Source organism: Kribbella sp. NPDC000426, assembly GCF_040300265.1.
Lineage (GTDB): Bacteria > Actinomycetota > Actinomycetes > Propionibacteriales > Kribbellaceae > Kribbella.
The window spans coordinates 197,592-215,911 of record NZ_JBEPDK010000004.1 but is presented as its reverse complement, the minus strand read 5'-3'; the positions used below and the strand labels follow the sequence as shown (position 1 = coordinate 215,911).

14 protein-coding genes are annotated in these 18,320 nt (G+C 68.1%); 6 read left to right on the top strand and 8 right to left on the bottom strand.

The features are described from left to right. Positions 1 to 26 precede the first annotated feature (26 nt). Complete coding sequence (locus tag ABT313_RS20225; RefSeq protein WP_350855735.1) at positions 27 to 419, top strand: hypothetical protein; 393 nt, start codon at positions 27 to 29, stop codon at positions 417 to 419. Positions 420 to 462: 43 nt separating this feature from the next. Here the strand turns inward: ABT313_RS20225 and ABT313_RS20220 are convergent, their stop codons facing one another. Genes ABT313_RS20220 through ABT313_RS20210 form a run of 3 tightly spaced genes read right to left on the bottom strand, consistent with a single transcriptional unit; the run spans position 463 to position 4,606 of the window. Then, complete coding sequence (locus ABT313_RS20220) at positions 463 to 2,175, bottom strand: glycerol-3-phosphate dehydrogenase/oxidase (RefSeq protein ID WP_350855732.1); 1,713 nt, start codon at positions 2,173 to 2,175, stop codon at positions 463 to 465. Positions 2,176 to 2,212: 37 nt separating this feature from the next. After that, positions 2,213 to 3,730, bottom strand: a complete 1,518-nt coding sequence (gene glpK / locus ABT313_RS20215) for a glycerol kinase GlpK (protein ID WP_350855729.1) — start codon at positions 3,728 to 3,730, stop codon at positions 2,213 to 2,215. Between the two features lie 39 nt (positions 3,731 to 3,769). Then, complete coding sequence (locus ABT313_RS20210; protein WP_350855726.1) at positions 3,770 to 4,606, bottom strand: MIP/aquaporin family protein; 837 nt, start codon at positions 4,604 to 4,606, stop codon at positions 3,770 to 3,772. A 222-nt stretch (positions 4,607 to 4,828) separates the two neighbouring features. Between ABT313_RS20210 and ABT313_RS20205 the strand changes: the two genes are divergently transcribed. From ABT313_RS20205 to ABT313_RS20185, 5 genes are all read left to right on the top strand, one after another. Continuing rightward, positions 4,829 to 8,248 carry an NACHT domain-containing protein gene (locus ABT313_RS20205; protein ID WP_350855723.1) on the top strand — a complete coding sequence of 1,140 codons (3,420 nt, stop codon included), beginning with the start codon at positions 4,829 to 4,831 and terminating at the stop codon, positions 8,246 to 8,248. A 64-nt stretch (positions 8,249 to 8,312) separates the two neighbouring features. After that, positions 8,313 to 9,608, top strand: coding sequence for an alpha/beta hydrolase (locus tag ABT313_RS20200; RefSeq protein ID WP_350855720.1), 1,296 nt, complete (start codon positions 8,313 to 8,315; stop codon positions 9,606 to 9,608). Continuing rightward, positions 9,605 to 10,408 carry an SGNH/GDSL hydrolase family protein gene (locus ABT313_RS20195; protein ID WP_350855717.1) on the top strand — a complete coding sequence of 268 codons (804 nt, stop codon included), beginning with the start codon at positions 9,605 to 9,607 and terminating at the stop codon, positions 10,406 to 10,408. The genes ABT313_RS20200 and ABT313_RS20195 overlap by 4 nt, the downstream gene beginning before the upstream one ends. A 19-nt stretch (positions 10,409 to 10,427) precedes the next feature. Next, positions 10,428 to 10,922 (top strand): SigE family RNA polymerase sigma factor, encoded by a 495-nt coding sequence (locus ABT313_RS20190; protein ID WP_350855714.1) that lies wholly within the window; start codon positions 10,428 to 10,430, stop codon positions 10,920 to 10,922. Further along, the gene (locus tag ABT313_RS20185; protein ID WP_350855712.1) at positions 10,919 to 12,085 is read left to right on the top strand and encodes a hypothetical protein; all 1,167 of its coding nucleotides are present in this window, start codon (positions 10,919 to 10,921) and stop codon (positions 12,083 to 12,085) included. Before ABT313_RS20190 ends, ABT313_RS20185 begins: the two co-directional genes overlap by 4 nt. Here ABT313_RS20185 and ABT313_RS20180 read toward each other — a convergent pair. The 5 genes from ABT313_RS20180 to ABT313_RS20160 all read right to left on the bottom strand — a co-directional run bounded on the left by ABT313_RS20180 (position 12,082) and on the right by ABT313_RS20160 (position 18,152). Beyond that, complete coding sequence (locus ABT313_RS20180; RefSeq protein ID WP_350855709.1) at positions 12,082 to 13,080, bottom strand: ABC transporter ATP-binding protein; 999 nt, start codon at positions 13,078 to 13,080, stop codon at positions 12,082 to 12,084. The genes ABT313_RS20185 and ABT313_RS20180 overlap by 4 nt on opposite strands. 64 nt (positions 13,081 to 13,144) lie before the next feature. Next, positions 13,145 to 14,173 (bottom strand): ABC transporter ATP-binding protein, encoded by a 1,029-nt coding sequence (locus ABT313_RS20175; protein WP_350857790.1) that lies wholly within the window; start codon positions 14,171 to 14,173, stop codon positions 13,145 to 13,147. A 44-nt stretch (positions 14,174 to 14,217) separates the two neighbouring features. Next, on the bottom strand, positions 14,218 to 15,231 hold the full coding sequence (locus tag ABT313_RS20170) for an ABC transporter permease (protein ID WP_350855706.1): 1,014 nt from the start codon (positions 15,229 to 15,231) through the stop codon (positions 14,218 to 14,220). Positions 15,232 to 15,325: 94 nt separating this feature from the next. After that, complete coding sequence (locus ABT313_RS20165; RefSeq protein ID WP_350855703.1) at positions 15,326 to 17,104, bottom strand: ABC transporter substrate-binding protein; 1,779 nt, start codon at positions 17,102 to 17,104, stop codon at positions 15,326 to 15,328. A gap of 55 nt (positions 17,105 to 17,159) precedes the next feature. After that, positions 17,160 to 18,152, bottom strand: a complete 993-nt coding sequence (locus tag ABT313_RS20160; protein ID WP_350855700.1) for an ABC transporter permease — start codon at positions 18,150 to 18,152, stop codon at positions 17,160 to 17,162. Positions 18,153 to 18,320 lie beyond the last annotated feature (168 nt).

The window sequence follows — 18,320 nt, the reverse complement described above, 5'->3', positions numbered from 1 at the left end:
CTCAACCACTCGGGAGGAGAAAGCTGATGTCTTCAGTACGCAGGATCGTGGCCGCGGCCGCACTGGGTCTCACCTCGGTCGCGATCGCTCCGGTGATCGCCCAAGCAGGCCCGGTGAGCCCGCAGGCCGGTCTGGTGATCACCCACATCAAGTGCAACGAGCAGGAAGACAACACCGGTGCGGACGACGCGTACCTCGTGGTCGACGGCGCCACCATCTGGGGACCGGTCCAGATGACCACGGGCGACAGCAAGGACGTGCAGCGGGTCGCCGTCCCGCAGGGCAAGGTGCTGACGCTGATGGAGGGTGACTGGCCGGACGACGACGACAACCTCGGCGCCAAGACCATCAACGGTCCCGGTGACTACACGTTCACCGACGACGGCGCCAACTACGTCGTGACCGTCGCGAACGGCTGACAGACGGATGGGGAGGACCGCGTTGGTCCTCCCCGTCCGGGGGTCAGGCTGGGGAGACGATGTCCGGGGCCTCGAGGCGGACCTTGTCGGCGGACTCGTCGTCGGGCTGGTCCTGCGAGTCGCGTTCGGACTGGACTCGCCGGGTGTAGAACGAGACCTCGCGCTCGATCGTCTCCTCGTCCCAGCCCAGGATCGGCGCGACCAGCCGGGCCGCGGCCTCCGCCGCGCCGACGCCGCGGTCCCAGGCCTCGATCGAGATCCGGGTGCGCCGGGCGAGGATGTCGTCGAGGTGACGAGCGCCCTCGGCCTTCGCGCCGTACACGATCTCGGCCTTCAGGTAGTCCTGGGTGCCGGGCAGTTGCTCGCCCAGCGACGGGTCCTCCTCGACGAGCTTCAGTACTTCCTCGATCAGCGCGCCGTACCGGTTCAGCAGATGCTCGATCCGGGCCACGTGCAGACCGGACCGCTGCGCGATCAGGTGGCGCTGGTTCCACAACGCGTGGTACCCGTCGGCGCCGACCAGCGGGATGTTCTTCGTCACGCTCTTCGGCACCCGTCCGTCGAGCGCGTCGGCGACCGCGTCGATCGCGTCCTTCGCCATCACCCGGTACGTCGTGTACTTGCCACCGGCAACTACCACGAGACCCGGCGCGCTGTGCGCCACGACGTGCTCGCGGGACAGCTTCGACGTGCTCTCCGACTCACCGGCGAGCAGCGGCCGCAGTCCGGCGTACACGCCCTCGACGTCCTCGCGGGTGAGCGGGGTCGTCAGCACGGCGTTCACGTGGTCGAGCAGGTACTCGATGTCCTTGCTCGTCGCGGCCGGGTGCGCCTTGTCCAGATGCCAGTCGGTGTCCGTCGTGCCGATCAGCCAGTGCCGGCCCCACGGGATGATGAACAGCACGGACTTCTCCGTCCGCAGGATCATCCCGGTGCTGGACTGGATCCGGTCCTTCGGTACGACGAGGTGGATGCCCTTCGACGCCCGCACGTGGTACTGCCCGCGCTCCCCCACCATCGCCTGCGTGTCGTCGGTCCAGACGCCGGTCGCGTTCACGACCTGCTTCGCGCGGACCTCGAACTCGCGACCGCTCTCCAGGTCCTTCGCCTGCACGCCGGTGACCCGCTCGCCCTGACGCAGGAAGCCCGTCACCTTGACGCGGTTCGCCACGTGCGCGCCGTACGACGCGGCCGTGCGCGCGAGCTCCATCGTGTGACGGGCGTCGTCGACCTGGGCGTCGTAGTACTGCAGTGCGCCGACCAGGGCGGACTTCTTCAACGACGGGACCAGGCGCATCGCGCCGCGGCGGGTCAGGTGGCGGTGGATCGGCAGGCCGGCGCCGTACCCGGAGCTGACCGCCATCCCGTCGTACAGCGCGACGCCGGAGCCGGCGTAGAACCGCTCCCACCAGCGGTGCTGGAGCGGGTACAGGAACGGGACCGGCTTGACCAGGTGCGGCGCCAGGCGTTGCAGCAGCAGACCGCGCTCCTGCAACGCCTCGTGCACCAGCCGGAAATCGAGCATCTCCAGGTAGCGCAGGCCGCCGTGGATCAGCTTGCTGGACCGGCTGGAGGTCCCGCTCGCGAAGTCGCGCGCCTCCAGCAGTCCGGTGGTCAGACCCCGGGTCGCAGCGTCGAGTGCCGACCCGGTGCCGACCACCCCGCCACCGATCACCAGGACGTCCAGTTCGCGTCCGTCGGCCATCGCGTCGATCGCGTCGGCTCTCGCTTGCGGTGACAGAGCAACTACAGCCACAGTGCTTTTCCTTCCGAATTCGTTCTTCCGTTGACGATCAGTCGACGTCGACCCAGTCGAGGGTCCGCTGCACGGCCTTCTGCCAGCCGGCGTACCCCTGCTCGCGCTGCTCGTCGGACCACCGCGGCTCCCACCGCTTGTCCTCGTTCCAGTTCTGGACCAGCTCTTCCTTGGTCTTCCAGAACCCGACCGCGAGACCGGCCGCGTACGCCGCGCCCAGTGCCGTGGTCTCCGCGACGACCGGCTTGCTCACCGGTACGCCGAGGATGTCGGCCTGCATCTGCATCGCCAGCTCGTTGGCCGTCACACCGCCGTCGACCTTGAGTACGTCGAGCCGCACGCCGGAGTCCTTCTCCATCGCGTCGGTGACGTCCTTGCTCTGGTAGCAGATCGCTTCCAGTGTTGCGCGCGCCAGGTGAGCGTTGGTGTTGAACCGCGACAGCCCGACGATCGCCCCGCGTGCGTCGGACCGCCAGTACGGCGCGAACAGCCCGGAGAACGCGGGCACGAAGTACACGCCGCCGTTGTCCTCGACCTGCTTGGCGAGCGTCTCGATCTCCGCGGCACCCGAGATGATGCCCAGCTGGTCGCGCAGCCACTGCACGGCCGACCCGGTCACGGCGATCGAGCCCTCCAGCGCGTAGACCGGCGCCTCGTCGCCGAACTTGTAGCACATCGTGCTGAGCAGACCGGCCTTCGACCGGACCAGCTCGGTGCCGGTGTTCAGCAGCATGAAGTTACCGGTGCCGTAGGTGTTCTTCGCCTCGCCCGGGTTGAAGCAGACCTGGCCGACGGTCGCCGCCTGCTGGTCGCCGAGGTCGCCGGTCAGCGGCACCACGCCGCCCACCGGGCCGTTGGCCAGCGTCTCGCCGTACTTGTTCGGGTCCGACGACGGACGGATCTCCGGCAGCATCTGCCGCGGGATGTTGAAGAAGCTGATCAGCTCGTCGTCCCAGTCGAGCGTCTCCAGGTTCATCAGCATCGTCCGGCTGGCGTTCGTCACATCGGTGATGTGGACGCCGCCCTCGGTGCCGCCGGTCAGGTTCCACAGCAGCCAGGTGTCGGTGTTGCCGAACACGGCGTCACCGGCCTCGGCGGCCTCGCGGACCCCGTCGACGTTCTCCAGGATCCATTGCACCTTGCCGGCCGAGAAGTACGTCGCCGGCGGCAGACCGGCCTTCTGCCGGATCACGTCGCCCTTGCCCTCGCGCTCCAGCGCCGAGGCGATCCGGTCGGTCCGGGTGTCCTGCCAGACGATCGCGTTGTAGTACGGGCGACCGGTCTTGCGGTTCCACACCACCGCGGTCTCGCGCTGGTTGGTGATGCCGAGCGCGGCCAGGTCGCTGGCCTGCAGGTTGTTCGCGTTCAACGCGGTCCGGATCACCGAGTTGGTCCGCTCCATGATCTCCACCGGGTTGTGCTCGACCCACCCCGCCTGCGGCAGGATCTGCTCGTGCTCCAGCTGGTGGATGCCCACCGCGTTGCCGGAGTGGTCGAAGATCATGAATCGGGTGCTCGTGGTGCCCTGGTCGACGGCACCGACGAAGTCAGCCATGGAAAGTCCTCTCCTCACAAAGCGCGGTGCTGCGCTGCATCATGCTGTCGCCTCCTCCTCGGGAACCCGTCCCGGTTCCTCGTCCGCGTCGCCCACCGGCAAGTACCGGCCGACCAGCAGGTCGTAGAGCAGACCGCCGACGAGCGCCCCAATGATCGGTCCCACGATCGGAACCCAGAAATACGGATCTCCGAACTGGTCCTTGAACGCTCCTCCGTAACCGGTCAGGTAGGAGGCCAACCGCGGACCGAAGTCACGCGCCGGGTTGATCGCGTACCCGGCCAGGGTGCCCCAGGCCATCCCGATACCGACGACCAGCAGGCCGATGATGAACGGGCCGAGGTTCGCCGCGGGTGCTGTGTTGCGCAGGTCGACGAGGGCCAGGATGACCAGCATCAGGATCGCCGTGCCGATGACCTGGTCCAGGAATCCGCTCCACATGCCGGCCCCGAGCTCGACGTTGCCGTTGCCCGGGAGGGTGGAGAAGACGCCCTGGCTCTTGATCGTCAGTCCGGGGTCGAAGTGGTGCAGGACCTTGGAGTAGTTCCAGCGGACCACCAGAGCCGCCGCGAACGCGCCCAGAAACTGCGCCCCGATGTATGGCAGCACCTTCCGCCAGGCGAACCCGCGGAAGACCGCCAGCGCGATCGTGACCGCGGGATTGATGTGGCCACCGCTGAGCCGGGCGGACACGTAGACGCCCATGATGACGCCGATTCCCCAGGCCCACGAGATTGAGTCGTGATCCCCGATGCCGCCCGCCACCACTTGGGCGACCACCCCGACACCGAACAGGATCAGGATGAACGTTCCGGCGAATTCCGCCGAACACTCCCCCAGAAGGGTTCTAGGTTTGACCGCTTCGGTCGTAGCCATGCTTGGCCTCCCTTCCACGCCGTGACGACCACGGCTGGCTGGAATCTAGGAGCGACAACCGGACGAGACAACGCCCACCGTTCGACATTGTCGAACGCCGATTCCCGCCACCCGGGCTGCGACACACGGTGATACCCTGATCACTCAAGGAGAACTTCAGGCTGGTCGGCGACGACGATAGGTTGACCTTCCGCGTCCGACTCGTCCGAGGAGCTCCCGCCAGTGGCTCTGTCGCCCTACACCTTCCGCGGTGCGCTGTCCGTGCTCGACCTGGACCGGCGGAGCCGCTCGGTGCTCGACCGCCTGTTCGGTACGGCGATCTTCGCCGGGGCGGGCGCGGCGACGGTCGTCGGCGGCCCGGTCGCCGGGATCACGGCCGCGGCCTGGCTCTCGCTGGTCGACCCCAAGAACGAGGCGGTCAGCCTGCTCGACGCAGCCGTGAGCGAGCTGTCCAAGCGGCTGCGCGGCACGAAGGACCAGAACCAGCTCGAGCTGATCGCCACCGCCCACACGATCACCGCCGTCTCCTCGTTCTTCGACGCACTGCAGCACATCATCGGACCTGTCTACCGCGACCTCGCCCTGACCGACACGGAACGGCGGCGTCTCCTCGACGTACCCGAGGCCGATCACGACGACCTCTTCGACGTCGCCGTACCGCTGTCGTCGCCGAAGCTCGGGATGGAGGAGAACCTCGAGCGCAATCTGAAGCCGTACTACGAACACCTCGGCCGCCGCTGCCTCGACTTCTTCACCGGCCTCGAGGCGTGGACCCGGCTCGCCCCCACCCCGTCCTCCGGCCTCCTGGACGCGATCGTCGAACGCGCCGCCTGGCTCTACCGAAGCCGCATGCTCGAGCTCAGCCCGTCCGCTCCGTTCGGCCTATGGGTGACACTCAACGAGTTCTCGGCGACCCGCGAGCTGGTCCGCGCGCAGTCGAAGGCCCTGGGCGAGCTGCACACGATGCTGGCCATGGTCATGCCGGGGACGCCCGCGCCGCGGAACAGCTACCGCGAGAAGCTGTCGCTCGCGGCCCGCGAGATCCTCGACGAACCGCTGCTCCGCTCCCGGACCCGATCCGTCGCATCGCCGACGGTCCGGGACGGCTTCGTCGAGCCGTCGTTCCACCACGCCGTCGCAGATCACCGATCGCGTCCGGCCGACGAGGGCTGGTGGTCGCTGCGGCCGGAGCATTCGTCGCTCGTCGACTACCTCGCCAGCTATCTGGCCAGTCCTGAAGGCGCCCGTCGGCCCTTGCTGCTCCTCGGTCATCCGGGCGCCGGGAAGTCGTTGCTGACCGAGGTCCTGGCGGCACAGCTGCCGGCCGATGCGTTTGCCGTCGTACGGGTGCCGCTGCGGTCGATCAACCCGGACGACGACCTGACGATCCAGATCAACAAGGAGCTGCAACGTACGCTCCAGCGGCCTCAGGCGGACCTGGACGAGCTGCGCCAGGAGTGCGGCTCGTGCGAGGACTGCGACGATCCGGCGGCCTGCCCGCACCGGTGCCGCCTCGTCGTACTCCTCGACGGCTTCGACGAGCTCGTCCAGGCGACCGGGGCGACGCAATCGGCGTACCTGACGAAGGTGGAGGCGTTCCAGAAGCGGGCCCGCACGTTGGGTACGCCGACGTCGGTGATCGTCACGTCCCGCACGGTCGTCGCCGACCGCGCCGACATCGCCCCGGAGACGCCGATCATCAAGCTCCGGGAGTTCGACCGCGAGCGGGTCGGGCAATGGCTGGCGGCCTGGAACGCGGCCCACGGCGCGGACCCTGACTTCGCGCCGCTGGAGCTCGGCGAGATGACGGAGTCACCCCAGGTCAGCGAGCTGACCTGCCATCCGCTGCTGCTGCTCATGCTCGCCGTCTACCTCGCCGAACTCGGCACCGGCAAACTCGGCGGAGCCGACCTGACCCAGAGCGAGCTCTACCAGCGGATCATCGACCGCTTCATCAGCCGCCAGGTCACCGAGAAGACCGCCCCGGACCTTTCGGAAGCGGATCAGAAGCTCCTGGAGCATCAACAACGCCGCCGGCTCCAGTACGCCGCGCTCGGCATGTTCAACCGCGGCCGCCAGCACATCACCGACACCGAACTCAACGCGGACCTGACCGCCCTGGAAGCAGCCACGAGTACGTCGCCGGCCGTCCAGCCGCTGAGCTCCGCCGACCGGGTCCTCGGCGAGTTCATGTTCGTCCACAACCCCCGCGCCGATCGGGAACAGCGCAGCGCGTACGAGTTCCTGCACGCCACCTTCGGCGAGTACCTGGTCGCGGAACTCGTGCTGCAGCACCTCGCCCGGCTGACGCGGTACCGCGAGGTCGAGGCCGGCGACCCTGCGCTCACCGCCGGCGGGGATCTGGACGACAGCTTCCTTCGCCGTCTGCTGAGCCATCAGCCACTGAGCACCCGTCAGCCGACCCTCACGTTCGTCTGCGAACTGGCCCCGGCCGACCGCCGGTCCCTCCTCGAGACCATCACCCAGCTCCTGCGCGCCCACCTGAACCGCCCGGACACCGCCGACGACCTGTACGGCCCGCTCCCCTACGACCCCGTACGCCGCCGCGCCGCCTACACCGCGAACCTCGTGCTGCTCCGCGTCGTCCTGGACGACAAGCCGGTGCCGATCACCGCCCTGACCGGCGACTCCCTCGAGCGCTGGCAGCGTTGCGTCCGCCTGTGGCGTGCGGGGCTGGATCATCAGGCCTGGTTCAGCGTCATCGAGACCCTGGGGACCGCCGACGCCGAAGACTTGGCGCTGGAGCGACGCACGACGTCCTGGTCGAACCCTGATGTGCAGGAGGCCGAGCTCGTCGGCGAACGCGAGACGATGGCCCAGTTGATCGCCGGACACCTGGCCACCGACGGCGGTCAGCAATGGAGCGTCACGGACCTGACGGCGATCGGCCAGCTCTCGGAGATCCACTTCACTGCCACCGGCACCCCCGGCCTCCAGGGGATGTTGCCGTGGGACGAGGACTTGTACGAGGACGTCGTCGTCTCGGAGGAACCGCTCAACAGCAGCCTCCGGCGAGCCCTGCTGATCCAGCTGTCGCGGACCGCGGGCGACCTGCCGGACCCGCTGGTGAAGAAGCTGCTGGCACGAGCCTTGCCTCCCCCGGCGGACCAGCACCTGCGGCTCAGCGCCGAGCTCGCGGCCGTCGTGGCCGCCAAGCCGGCCCTCCTGGACGAGATTCCGGCTCTGGGCGGCTTCATCATGGCCGTCGAAGCCAACAACTCCGCGGCCGTGATCGCGATCCTCTGGCGTGCCGAGCAGCAGGCCGACGAGGCGACGGCGGCGCGGTTGCGCGACTTCCGCAAGCACCTGGAGCTCCGGGTGGTCCGCAAGCTGCCGTTCCGGCTCAACGCCGGCTACTTCACACCCGAGTTCGTCACGTATCTGCGAACCGAGCAGCCGGGCCATTGGACCGTGGAGGCGGACGTCGCAGGCATGTTCGAGGACCTTCCCGACTACGCCCTCGCGGCGATCGAGTTCGAGGACGCGATGTACGTCGCCCGGACCTGGCCCACGGTCGGCGCCCGCTTCCTCCGGTCCTACATCGAGGCCTGCGGCGGACTCGACGCCGACCCGCGCTTCGCGAGCGTTCGGCCGCAGCTGTCCGAACAGATTCCGACCTGAGATGCCAACCTGTCGGCGGTGCTGGGCGTCTCGCCTTTGGGTCTAGTCGGCTTGGAGGGGTTGGATGAGTGTGTCGCTGCTTGGGGGATGGTTTCCGGCGGTGCTGGATGTGGTGGCGGGGGGTGCGTTGGTTGCTGCCGTGGGGTGGCGGGATCGGCGGTGGCGGCTGGGGAGGTTGCCGGTTGTCGCGTTGGGGGCCGTGTTCGTGACGTTGTTCGCGGCGTACCCGGGGGCCGCCCTCATCGGGTTGACGGATCCGTTGCCGTTCTCGGTGTGGTTGTGGTTCGGGCTGGCCGTGGCGGCGTTGATCGTGCTGGGGGCCGGGTGGCGGACGGCGCGGTGGTGGCGGCGGGGTACGGCGGTGGTCGCGGCGGCACTGGCTGCGTTGGTGTGCGCGAACGGGATCAACCAGTTCGTCGGCTACTACCCGACGATCGACTCCGCGGTGAACGACTGGACCGACACACCGCTGCCGGGTCAGGTATCGATGTCGGGTCTCGCCCACACGGCCAGTACGACGAAGCTGCCGCCGGCCGGGCGGCTGGTCGCTGTGAACATCCCGGCGACATACAGCCATTTCAAGCACCGGCAGGAGCTGGTGTACCTGCCGCCGATCTGGTTCCGCGGTGACCACCGGCCCGCGCTGCCGGTCGTCGAGCTCATCGGCGGTGAGCGCGGCGGTCCGGGCGACTGGGTGCGGCTCGGCAACGCCATCCAGGTGTCCGACGCGTACGCGCACCGGCACCACGGGTATGCGCCGATCCTGGTCTTCGTCGACGCGACCGAGCGGTTCGACAACGACACCGAGTGCGTCAACGGCCCGCGCGGGAACTCCGCCGACCACCTGGACCAGGACATCCCGCACTACGTCGAGAAGACCTTCGGCGCCTCGCACGACCCGCGGCAGTGGGCCGTCGCCGGGTTCTCGATGGGCGGCACCTGCGCCATCGACCTGGTCGTCGAGCACCCGGACGTCTTCGACCACTTCGTCGACATCTCCGGCGACCTCGCGCCGTACACGACCACGCCCGCGGCCAGCCTGCACGACCTGTACGGCGGCAACGTGGCGCTCGAGCAGGCCAACGAGCCGCTGCTGGTGATGCGTGCCCATGGCAAGTACACGAACGTCAACGGCCTGTTCCTCACCAGCACCCAGGAGCTGCGTCACCAGCACGAGGCCGAGGAGCTCTCGACGGCCGCCGCCAAGGTCGGGATCTGGTCCCGGGTCGAGATCTCGCCCGGCACGCACGTGTGGCAGTTCGCCGCCCCCGCGTTCGCCACGGCCTATCCTTGGCTGGCGAACCAGCTCGCGCTCCCGGCGAGCCCTCATCACGGAACGAGGCACACGAAAACGGCGTGATCCAGACACTCCGACGACTCGCGATCGGTCTGGTCGTCCTGGCGATCGTCACCGCGATCAGCAGCGCCGACACGATCAGCGAGGTCCTCCGGCCGCAGCCCCAGGCTGCCGGTCAGGTCCGGGTCGTCGCGCTCGGCGACTCGGTCACGTCCGGCCACAACTGCAACTGCTCCGCGTTCCCCCAGATGTACGGCGACCTGCTCCACGACCGCTCCGGCGGGTCCGTGATCGTCAACAACCTCGGCGTCGCCGGCATCGACTCGAACGGCCTGCTGCAACTGCTGAACCAGTCGCCCGCCGAGCAGGCCACCGCCGCGGCCGACGTCGTACTGATCACGATCGGAGCCAACGATTTCGGCGACCACCACGACGACGTCACCAGCGGACAGTGCACCGGCGACTGCGTGTCCGACGAGTTCGAGCAGCTCCAGGCCAACCTGGGCAAGATCCTCGAGCGCATCCACGTCCTGCGGGCCGGGCTCCCGACCACGATCCTGATGACCGGGTACTGGAACGTCTTCAAGGACGGCGACGTCGCCGAACGCCAGTACACCCCGAGCGGCCGGATCGCCAGTGACCAGCTCACCGTCCGTACCAACGCCGCGATCGCGGCCGCGGCCCGCGCGGACGACGCGACGTACGTCGACATCTACACCCCGTTCGAGGACAGCAGCGACATCACCGGCCTGCTCGCCGCCGACGGCGACCACCCGGACGCGGCCGGTCACGCCCTGATCGCCCGCACTCTTCTCGCCGCAACACCCAACCCTTTGACGACGTCCGCACGTCAGGGAGGGTAGATCGACCGAGGGGAACCAGATGAGCTTCGCGGACTTCGCGACCAGCCGGCACGCCGCGCTCTACCGGTACGCGTACCTGCTGGCCGGCGACCGCGGTCTGGCCGAGGACCTCGTCCAGGAAGCCCTGGTCAAGACGTACGTCGGCTGGCACCGCCTCCGCGACCCGAACAACGCCGAGGCCTACACCCGCCGCGTGATCACCACGACCGCGATCGGCTGGTGGCGCCGCAAGTCGTGGCGCGCCGAGCTGCCGAACGACGACGTACCGGACCGCCCCGCCGACCCGGACGACGTCACCGCCCGGGTCTGGCTGTGGCACGAGCTGCAGAAACTCCCGCCCAGGCAACGCGCGGCGCTGGTACTGCGGTACTACGAGGACCTCACCGAGCCGCAGACGGCCGAGGTGCTCGGCTGCAGCGTCGGGACCGTGAAGAGCCAGGTCTCCGACGCACTCAAGAAGCTCCGGACCCGTCTCGGGTCCGACGTCGTGCTGAAAGCAGGGATGACGGAATGACCGACCTCCTCCGCGAGACCCTCAACGAGCACGCCGACGGGATCGAACCGCCGCCTCTCGACCTCGACGGCATCGTTGCTGCCGGCAACCGGCAGGTCTCGCGCCGGCGCGCCCTGACCGTCCTCGGCGGCGCGGTCGCGACGGCAGCCGTCGCGGTGGGCGGCGCAGCCGTGCTCCGGCCGCGCGGGCAGCAACCCCAACCGGCGCGGCCGGCTCCATTCGCCGAGCGCCGCGTAACGTATGCCCTGGGCAACGAGATCCACTACGGCCAGGACGTTGTCAGTGTCACTCCGCACCGGGTGAACGCCTTCGTGCAGACCGACGCCGGCTTCGTGTTCCTTGACGAAGGCAACAACATCCACATCGCCGACCGCGCCGGTGTCCGGTCGACCGGCAAGGCCGCGTGGACCCTGACGGCCGACCACCGCGGCAGCTTGGTCGCGTGGGTCGAGGGCTTCAACGACCGCTGCGAGTCGGTGGTGTACGACGTCGCGACGAGCCGCGAGCTCGTCCGAACAGCGATCGGCAACGCCATCCCCCCGAACGTCAGCCTCGCCTACAGCCCCAGGATCGTCGCCCTCGACGGCACGACGGCGTACTTCGGAACGCTGAAAGGTCTGTACCGCTGGAACATCGCCACGAACAAGGGCGAACTGATCGCCGAGGTATCACCGGTCGCCGTCCGCACCGTCACAGCCGGCCGGATCGTCCACCAGGTCCCGCTCGAACAACCCGGGACCGGCACCAGCCTCGCCATCGGAACGACGGTGTCCGCGACCGCCCCCGCCAGGTTCGTCGGCCAGCAGGCGTTCCTCTCACCCGGCGCGCGGTACCTCGTCACGGAACCGGACGACGCGATGCCGGGCATTCAGCCGCTCTGGGCGGATCTGCTGATGTACGACGCCACCACCGCGACGCCGTCCCACATGCCGCGCGACTACTTCAGCACGGTCTTCGGGCAGTGGCTCGATGACACGACCTTCACCGCCGCGGCCGGACGCAACACTTCGCCGGCGCCGGTCGCGGATCTGGTCGTCGTCGACGCCGCGACCGGCTCCGTCCGGGTCGTACTGGAGAAGTTTTCGACCTTCACCTTCGGCAGGTCGGCACCGCGAACGACCGCGTTCGCGCTGCCGACCGGTTCGCCGATCGTGGATCGCTAGTCGGCCTTGGCGGCCGGCTGGTTCTCCGGGAAGTGGCAGGCGGTCTGGTGGCCGGGGGCCAGCTCGACCAGCGGCGGTTCGACGGCCTTGCAGATGTCCTGGGCCTTCCAGCACCGGGTGTGGAAGCGGCAGGCCGGCGGCGGGTTGATCGGGCTCGGGACGTCGCCTTGCAACCGGATCCGCTCCTGCTTGCCCTTCCGCTTGGTGTCCGGCACCGGGACCGCGGACAGCAGCGCGACCGTGTACGGGTGCATCGGCTTCTCGTACAGGCTCACCCGGTCGGCGAGCTCGACGATCTTGCCGAGGTACATGACCGCGACCCGGTCCGACACATGCCGTACGACGGACAGGTCGTGCGCGATCATCACGTACGTCAGGTCGAACTCTTCCTGCAGGTCCTCGAGCAGGTTCACGACCTGGGCCTGGATCGACACGTCCAGCGCCGACACCGGCTCGTCGGCCACGATCAGCTTCGGCCGCAGCGCGAGCGTGCGGGCGATACCGATGCGCTGCCGCTGCCCGCCGGAGAACTCGTGCGGGTACCGGTTGTAGTGCTCCGGGCTCAGACCGACCAGCTCGAGCAGCTCCTGCACGGCCTTCTTCACGCCGTTCTCGGTCTTCACGTGCTGCAGCTTGAACGGCGCGCCGACGATCTTGCCGACCGTGTGCCGCGGGTTCAGCGAACCGTACGGGTCCTGGAAGATCATCTGCACGTCGCGGCGCAGCGGCCGCATCCGGGCCTCGCCGAGCTTGCTGATGTCACGGCCCTCGAAGACGATCCGGCCGTCGGTCGGCGTCTCCAGCCGGGTGAGCAGCCGGCCCGTCGTGGTCTTGCCGCAGCCCGACTCGCCCACCAGCGACAACGTCTCGCCGCGGGTCACGTTGAACGTCAGGCCGTCGACCGCCTGGACGGCGCCGACCTGGCGCTGCAGGATGCCCTTGCGGATGGGGAAGTGCTTGACGAGTCCGGTGACCGACAGCAGTTCCTCGCCCATCGCGGGAACGGCAGGAGTCGATGCAGACTCAGAGCCGGCGTCAGTAGTAGTCACAGTCGTCCCGTCACAGGTTCGGCTTGATGTCGGTCTCCCACGCCTGCTGGCGGTTCTTCGGGGAGAGATGGCAGGCGACCTTGTGGCCGTTGCCGATGTCGAGCAACTCCGGACGCTCGGTCTCGCTGGCGCCGCCGTTCAGGTGCGCGTAGTTGCAGCGCGGGTTGAACGCGCAGCCCGGCGGCACGTTGATCAGGCTCGGCGGCGTGCCCTTGATCGGTATCAGCCGCTCGGTGCGCTCCCGGTCGATCCGCGGCATCGAACCGAGCAGACCCCAGGTGTACGGGTGCTGCGGCTCGTCGAAGATCTCCTCCGCGGTGCCGTACTCCGCCGCGCGCCCGGCGTACATCACCTGGATGTCGTCGGCCAGCTCGGCGACCACGCCGAGGTCGTGGGTGATGATGATGACCGCGGAGTTGAACTCGCGCTGCAGGTCGCGGATCAGGTCCAGGATCTGCGCCTGCACGGTGACGTCGAGGGCCGTGGTCGGCTCGTCGGCGATCAGCAGGTCCGGGTCGCAGGACAGCGCCATCGCGATCATCGCGCGCTGCCGCATACCGCCGGAGAACTGGTGCGGGTAGGCGTCCACGCGCCGGTCCGGCTGCGGGATGCCGACCCGGTCCAGCATCTCGATCGCGTGCTTCTTCGCGACCTGCTTGCTGACCTGGTTGTGCACCCGGTAGGCCTCGATGATCTGGTGCCCGACGGTGTAGAAGGGGTGCATCGCCGACAGCGGGTCCTGGAAGATCATCGCCATCCGCTTGCCGCGCAGCAACCGGACCTCTTCCCGGCTGGCCGAGACCAGGTCCTGCCCGTCCAGGAAGATCTGGCCGCTGATCCTGGCGACACCCGGCGGGTGCAGGCCCATGATCGACAGGCTGGTCACGCTCTTGCCCGAGCCGGACTCCCCCACGATGCCGAGGGTCTTACCGCGCTCGAGCTGGAACGAGATGCCGTCGACGGACTTCACCAGACCGTCGTCGGTCGGGAAGTGCACCTTGAGGTCGCGGACGTCGAGGAATGCCTCGCCGCGGTCGATCCGCTGCACGGATTCCGGCGGCTGGCTGAGGTCTTCAGACTCGGTCACGAGATCCGCACTCTCGGGTCGACGACGGCGTACAGCAGGTCAACGATCAGGTTGGCCAGCACGATGAAGAAGGCGGCGACCAGCGTCACGCCGAGCACCTTCGGCAGGTCGTTGGCGCGCAGCGCGATGACGGCGTACTGACCGATGCCCGGCAGCGAGAACGTGGTCTCGGTGAGGATCGCACCGCCCATCAGCAGCCCGAGGTCCAGGCCGAAGATCGTCAGGATCGGCGTCAGCGCGGACCGCAGCCCGTGTTTGAGGATGACGTCCCGCTCCGTCAGGCCCTTGGCCCGTGCCGTCCGGACGTAATCGTCGTTCATCGTCTCGAGCATGCCGGCCCGGGTGAGTCGCGCGTACGCCGCGGCGTACAGGAACGCGAGCGTCGTCCACGGAAGTATCAGGTCGTAGGCCCACCAGATCGGATTGGTCTCGTCGAGTGGGTTCGTACCGCCTTGCGCGGTCCAGCCGAGGCCGTAGCTGAAGATCGAGAGCGACAGCAGGCCGGTGAAGAAGATCGGCAGCGACACCCCGGCCAGTGCCACCGACATCAGTGATCGGTCCAGGACCGATCCGCGTCTCAGCGCGGAGATGACACCGGTGCCGACACCGGTGACGAGCCAGATGAACGCCGCACCGCCGGCCAGCGAGGCGGTGACGGGTATTCGTGACACCAGGTCCGGCCAGACCGGCTGCTGGGTCAGGAACGAGTAGCCGAAGCACGGCGGCGGGCAGTGCTCGGTCGACGGGCCGTAGTTGTAGTCGGTCCCGACGACCAGGCCCTTCACGAAGCGCCCGTACTGCACGTAGAGCGGATCGGTGAAGCCGAGCCGCTCCGCGGTCTGGTGGATCTGTTCCTTGCCGACACTGCGGCCCACGTACCGCGAGGCCAGGTCGTCCGCCGTGGCACCGCCGAGTCGCGGGACCAGGAAGAAGATCGAGAACGTGACTGCCGTGACGATGAAGAGCAGGATGACTGCCCCGATCAACCGGCGGACGAGATATGCGAGCACCGTGTGCGGCGTGGTGGCCGGTGATCATCGCTGATCACCGGCCACCTCAGCCTTCACCTACCTCTGCTGGCGAAATGATGGTTGGTCAGGGCAACTACTTCTGCGCGAGCCCGATCGCCGCGTAGTCGTACATGTTCTGACCGTCGTTGCTGAAGACGTTGGCCAGGGTGTCCGGACGGTACAGCAGGCCCTTGGCCCAGATGCCCGGCAGCGCCGCCGCCTGCTCCATGACCTTCTTGTCGACGTCGACCCACAGCTTGTTACGGGCGGTCTCGTCGGTGGTGGACATCGCCTGGTCGATCAGCTTGTCGACCTCGGGGATCCGGATACCCAGGTTGGTGTTACCACCGGTGTCCCGGATGACCCGGCTGTCGACGATCTGGCTGAGGAAGCCGAAGCCGTCGTTCCAGTCCGCGCCCCAGCTGTAGACGATCAGGCCGAGACGGTTCGCCTTCGCGAAGTCCGGCTTGCCGGCGTACAGCTTGGTGTAGTCACCGGTCGGGTACGGCTTGGTGGTCAGGTTGATGCCGACCCGCTTCAGCGACTGCTGCAGCGTCTCGGCGACCGCCTTCTCCTTGGCCCGGTCGGTGCGGTAGGTGATGTTGATCGCGAAGCCGTTCGGCTGACCGCACTGCTTCAGCTCGTCCTTGGCCTTGTCGACGTTTCCGTTCTTGTCGGTCAGGAAGCCGTAGTCGTCGAAGCTCTCCGCACCGGTGACACCCGGCGGCATCAGGTTCGTCGCGATGTCGCCGCCGATCGGACCGCCGTACGCGCGCTGGTAGCCCTCGTGGTCGGCGGCGTACAGGACGGCCTTGCGGCAGTGCACGTTGTCCAGCGGCGGGACCTGGCTGTTCAGCACGGTCCAGTTCAGCCGCGGCGCCGGCACGTTGTCGGCGTGCGCCTTCAGGTTCGGGTCGGCCAGGATCTTCGCCTGGGTCTCAGGCTGCACACCGGTACCGGCGAGGTCGACGTCCAGGTCACCGGCCAGCAGCCGGTTGTCGATGTCCGTGCCGTCGACGTTGTACGCGATGGTGATCTTGTCCGGCAGTGCCTTGCGGCCCGAGTCCGGGTCGGTGGCCGGGTCGTACTGGTCGTTGCGGACCAGGTCGAAGCCCTTGTTCGCGTCGTAGGTGCCGAACTTGTACGGGCCCGTCGCGATCGGGTGCTCCTTGTACTTCGCACCCGTGTCCTTGGCCTGCGGCACCGGGGCCGTCGACGGCAGCTGCGCGAAGTAGTCGAAGCTCGCGAACGGCTTGCTCAGGTGGAACACGATGGTCTGGTCGTCCGGCGTCTCGATCGCCTGTGCGACCCCGGCCAGCGACTTGTCCTTGTAGACGCTGTAGCCCTTCGGGACGCCCTTCAGGAAGTCGTTGAAGTACGTCGGGCCGTTCGGCAGCGTCGCCTTGTCCAGCGAACGCGCGACGGCGTACTTCACGTCCTTCGAGGTGACCGGCGTGCCGTCCTCGTACTTGACGCCCTTGCGGAGCTTGTACGTCCAGGTCATCGCGTTGTCACTGGGCACACCAGGAGCCTCGGCCAGGTCCGGGACCGGCTTCGCGCCCTCGGCGCCGGGCACCGCCTTGAACGTCATCAGCGGACGGACATAGTTGCGAACCAGGTTCCAGGACAGGCCGTAGTAGGTGTCACCGGGGTCAGTGGAGTCCCACTGCTCGGTGATCGCCATCCGCAGCGTGCCGCCCTTCTTGTCGCTCGGGTTGAAGTTCTTCCCGACGGCCGCGTTGAACTCGGCCTTCGCGGAACTCCCACCGCTGGACCCCCCGCCAGGCGTCGCCTTGGGTCCCCCGCAAGCCACCAGGCTGAGGGCGACGGCCGCACTGACGGCGGTAACCGTCGTGATGCGATTCCATCTCATCTGTTGTTGCACCCCTTTTTTCGTGAGAGCCAGGCTCCCTGGTTGGAGAGAAGTCCTAGCGCGACCGCGGGTCGAGCGCGTCGCGCAGCCCGTCGCCGAACAGGTTGAACGCCAGCACGGTGATGAAGATCGCCAGACCCGGCGAGAGCATGTACCACGGGTCGACGGCGTACCACTTGGCCGCGATCGACAGCATGTCTCCCCAGCTGGCGGTCGGCGGACGGACGCCGACGCCGAGGTAGGACAGGCCCGCCTCGAACAGCACGTTGGTCGGGATCAGCAGCGTCGCGTAGACCAGGATCGGGGCGATCAGATTCGGGAGCAGCTCGGTGAACAGGATGTACGGGCGGCGCGCGCCGAGGCTGCGGGCCGCGTCGACGAACTCGCGCTCACGCAGTGACAGCGTCTGGCCGCGGATGATCCGGCCGATGTACGGCCAGCTGAAGAAGCCGATGATGAACACGATCAGCCCCACCCGCAGCGCATCGCCGGTCAGGCCGAGCAGCGTGTCCGGCACCGCACCGACCAGCGCCAACGCGAACAGCACCAGCGGGAACGCCAGGAAGATGTCCATCAGCCGGCTGATCACCGCGTCGACCCAGCCGCCGAAGTACCCGGCGACGACACCCATCACGACGCCGATGACCACCGACATCAGCGTCGCCAGGAAGGCGATCAGCAGCGAGATCCGGGCGCCGTAGACGATCCGGGCGAAGATGTCGCGGCCGTTGAGCGGCTCGACGCCGAGCGGGTGGTCCCAGCTGATGCCCCCGAACCGGCCGAGCGGCACCTGCCGCGACGGGTCGACCAGATCCTGGTGGAAGTCGTTCGGGGTGACGCCGACGAGTTTGCACAGCAACGGCGCGAAGATCGCGACCAGGATCAGGAGCAGCACGACGACGCCGCCGCCGATCGCGACCTTGTCGCGCTTCAGCCGCGTCCAGGAGATCTGCCACAGCGACCTGCCCTCGATCTTGCCGACGCCCTCGAGGATGGCGTCAGGCTGGGCCGACGATGCTCCGGGCTCGACCTCGAGTGGCGCACTCACGCGATAGGTCCCCCTGACTGGTTCGGTTTTGAACAGGAACGAAATCCCGTATGGCTGCGGCCTTAACCTGCCGCCATTACAGCGCGGAGTCAAACGCGGAAAGTGCTGCGTTGCCCGATCGTGATCGTCAGGAAATCGTCCCGTATCGTGGACGTTCCGCAGTAAACC